Source organism: Rathayibacter sp. AY1E8, from assembly GCF_002931415.1.
Taxonomy (GTDB): Bacteria; Actinomycetota; Actinomycetes; order Actinomycetales; family Microbacteriaceae; genus Rathayibacter.
On record NZ_PSVI01000136.1, the window covers coordinates 1 to 575 of the forward strand.

Here is a 575-nt window from a genome sequence, read left to right on the forward strand (position 1 = left end):
CCGCCCTGCTCCGCGCCGCTGGTCCTCATGGCGTCCGGAGGCGCCTCGAGGAGTCCCGCGCCCGCGCCGCGGCCCTCGGGGGAGGCCCGGGCGCGCGCGGATGCAGCGCTCCCGGCGTCCTCCCGGCCTGCCTGCGGGTCGTCGTCGGCGCCCTCCTCCTGCTGGCCGCCGGCCCGGCCTACACCGCGGCCGCCCTCGTCGCCGCAGCCCTCTGCGCACTCGCCCTCGCGCACGCCGTCCGCCGCTTCGCCCAGGACTCGGAGGGCGACCCGCCCGCCCCGGCCGCGGTCGCCGCCACGGCCGCGCTGCTCGCCTTCGCCACCGTCGCCGCGGCCCAGGGGATCCTCGGATTCACGGGCGTCCCGGCGCACCTCCGGGAGTTCGACCAGCAGGACCTGAGCTGGGCGGCCGCCCTCGTCGGAGTGGTCGCCGCGTGCGGCCTCCTGCAGCTGGCGGGACGCGCAGCGGAACCGGTGGCCGCACCGGCGGCGGGCGTCAGGCGGCGCGGCTGATGCTCGGAGCTCCGACGCTCGATGCGCCTCCGCACCTCGTCCTCGACGGCAGCGCGGTGCGGC

Annotated in this window: 1 pseudogene; it reads left to right on the forward strand. The window is 80.0% G+C overall.

Features of this window, described 5'->3' with window-relative positions:
- Positions 1 to 512, forward strand: a pseudogene (locus C5C74_RS17645) (hypothetical protein); the annotation flags it as partial.
- Positions 513 to 575 lie beyond the last annotated feature (63 nt).